The sequence below is a fragment of the Persicitalea sp. genome, assembly GCF_041751555.1.
Classification (GTDB): Bacteria; Bacteroidota; Bacteroidia; order Cytophagales; family Spirosomataceae; genus Persicitalea.
Genome location: NZ_JBGSXF010000741.1, coordinates 1 through 2,849, shown reverse-complemented (window position 1 = coordinate 2,849; position 2,849 = coordinate 1). Strand labels below are relative to the sequence as shown.

Here is a 2,849-nt window from a genome sequence, read left to right as displayed (position 1 = left end):
TCTTTACCGCAACAATAGGCAAAAACAAAAAGCAAACAAAGTTTTAGCCTCAACATTGACCAATTTAAAAGCCACCCAGGCCCAGCTCATCCAATCGGAGAAGATGGCCTCCCTTGGTGAACTTACCGCGGGTATCGCTCATGAAATCCAGAACCCGCTCAATTTCGTCAACAATTTCTCCGAAGTATCGGCCGAACTGGTGCAGGAACTGGAAGAAGCGCAGCAGATGCCGAAGCGTGATGCCGGTCTCGAAGCCGAATTGCTGGGCGATGTGAAACAGAATCTGGAAAAAATATTCAGCCAGGGCCAGCGGGCCTCGGCCATCGTGCAGGCCATGCTGGAACACTCCCGCACCAGCACGGGGGAACGGGAACCCACCGACCTGAACAACTTAGCGGGAGAGTACCTGCGCCTTGCTTACGAGGGAATGCGCGCCAAGGACAAAACCTACACCTGTGAACTCGCCACCGATTTCGATGCAAATCTGGGGATGATCGATCTGGTTTCCAGTGAGATGGGCCGGGTTTTGTTGAACTTGTACAGCAACGCCCTCTACGCCGTGGCCCAGCGCCGACAAACGGCCCCCGCCGACTACCAGCCCAGGGTTAGCGTCGGTACGCGGCGTACCGAATCGGGCGTCGAGATTCGAATAAGCGACAACGGCACGGGTATTTCCCATGCTGTCAAAGACAAGATATTTCAGCCTTTCTTCACCACCAAACCCACCGGGTCGGGTACAGGCTTGGGTTTGTCGCTGAGCTACGACATCGTCACCAAAGGGCATGGCGGTACCCTGACGGTGGAAAGCGTGGAGGGCGAAGGGTCGGTGTTTGTGGTCACGTTGCCACGTCCTGTCGCATAGCGACCTCCAATCAACCTGTTTTTTGTCCAACCCAAAATCAATGAAACTATGATCGGTCGCCAGAAATGGAAATCGAACAAAGAAGCATGGCTAAATCCGAGACTTAGGCTTAATGCCCTACCCGCCGCCCGGTTTTTCATTAGTCCGGATTCGTATATCAGTTATCGTTAGAAAAATTCTGAAAGCTGATGACGGAATATTTTTGAATTTGATGCATCGTATCTGGCAAATGGACGCCTCGCCGATTCATGATCTTCGCCAAATAGCGCGCAATTATACGGCACTTCCAAATTCCTTTGGTAACTAAAACGATACCTTCGGACACTTTTTTCCTACGTTCGTCCTTGATCGGTTGCCAGATCAATTTCAAATCAGGTACTTACTCTCACTTTTTTTCACCCCTTTCACTAAAACACATACTATATGAAAACCAACCAAATACTCCTCATCCCTGCCACAGCCATTTGTCTGGATTCCGACATTAATCTTATTTTTTAATAGGCTTCAGTTCCGGGCTGGAAAACCAACAATTCCCCACCTACCAAAAGGTCTGCTCGTTCCAGGGGTTTTATGATTATTTTTTTTCGATGAAAACCCTTCTGAGACAATTTAAAGCTTTCCCTTACTTGCTGTGGCGGGCAGCCTACCGCCTACGGGCTAGCTTTATACGAAGGCTTAGACTAGTACACAAATTAACTTAATGAATTGAAAAAGAGAGCCATTATGGTGATTTTTGTAGTGACCAAACTAACAGAAATTCCCTATGACTCTCTTTGACAAACTTAGCAAAATACCAGGCAAATACCACAAGCGCACGGTTGAAAACGTGACAGTAGTGCTGGCTTGCATCCTGACCAGCAGGACGACCAACCTCAACCGGATGAAGGACGATATGGCCCGCGTGATGGGGGGCAAGCGCCTGCGGGCGGGCAGCTACTACCGCAGGCTGACACGCTTCTTCGAGCGCTACGGCCCCACGCGGCTGTTCATCGACGTGCTTCTGTGGGTGCTGCAGACGCTGCCGGGCCGCATTGACGACTTTCTGCTTGACGGCACAGAATGGAAAATCGGCTGCTTCGAGCTGCACGTGCTGGTGCTGGCTGCCCGCGTGCGAGGCGTGGCTGTGCCAGTGTATTTCCGTGTCTACCAGCACAAGGGGGTACTCAGCGAGCAGGAGCGGATTAATTTTATGCGCAAAGCCCTGTCGGTCATAGACCTGACGGGTTTCCTGCTGGTGGCTGATCGGGAGTTCATTGGTAAGGTATGGTGTGGCTTTCTGGCCGATTCGGGATTGGACTTCGTCATCCGTCTGCGCAAGGGAATCTACCGCCAGGCCGTCGAGGCCGGCGGGCAGTGCTACGGCAGGCTGGAGAAACGGGCGCTCAAGAAAGGCTACTGCCAGGCTGTCTTCGAGCTTGAGGGCGGTCGGTACAGGATTGAAATGTGGAGGTCGGCCAACCTCGACGAGCCGATCGTCTACCTGATAACGAGCGTGTTGGGCAGCAAGAGGATGGGCAAGAGGTATGCCAGAAGGTGGAAGATCGAATACTGCTTCAAGCACCTGAAGACCAACGGATTCAACCTCGAGGACGTCGCCCTGACTGACCTGAAGAAAATCCGACTGATGGTCAGCCTGGTTGTGGCGGCCTACGTGCTGGCCGTCAGGGAGGGCGTCATCGGGGCGAAAAGGCGCAAACCCAGAACCATCAAGTACCGCGATGGCGAGAGATATTTGGCAGTATCTATTTTTAGGGCTGGATTGCAAGAGATTAAAAGTCAGATTGTTACCTGGAAGAATTTGGATACGTATTTAGCTGGGATTAGGATTAGAAACCCTATTATTCAATTTGTGTAGTAGTATGAAGGAAAATACAATACAGGTGGCATATAGTAAGGAATTCCAAAACTCATCTACATAATAACCATTCGACCAGATTATTCCAGCGTAAAACAGACTCAAAAAAAGATTAGAAATGGCGAAGTATCC

2 protein-coding genes are annotated in these 2,849 nt (G+C 50.8%); both read left to right on the top strand.

Features of this window, described 5'->3' with window-relative positions; genetic code table 11:
• Window positions 1-55 precede the first annotated feature (55 nt).
• A complete protein-coding gene (locus ACEW8P_RS25885; protein ID WP_373515958.1) occupies window positions 56-862 on the top strand; it encodes a sensor histidine kinase in 807 nt (268 codons plus the stop codon).
• Between the two features lie 763 nt (window positions 863-1,625).
• Window positions 1,626-2,717 carry a transposase gene (locus ACEW8P_RS25880; protein WP_373515957.1) on the top strand — a complete coding sequence of 364 codons (1,092 nt, stop codon included), beginning with the start codon at window positions 1,626-1,628 and terminating at the stop codon, window positions 2,715-2,717.
• Window positions 2,718-2,849: the final 132 nt, after the last annotated feature.

Coding starts and splice junctions, on each gene's coding strand:
- ACEW8P_RS25880 (WP_373515957.1), top strand. CDS start 1,626: ATGACTCTCTTTGACAAACTTAGCAAAATACCAGGCAAATACCACAAG.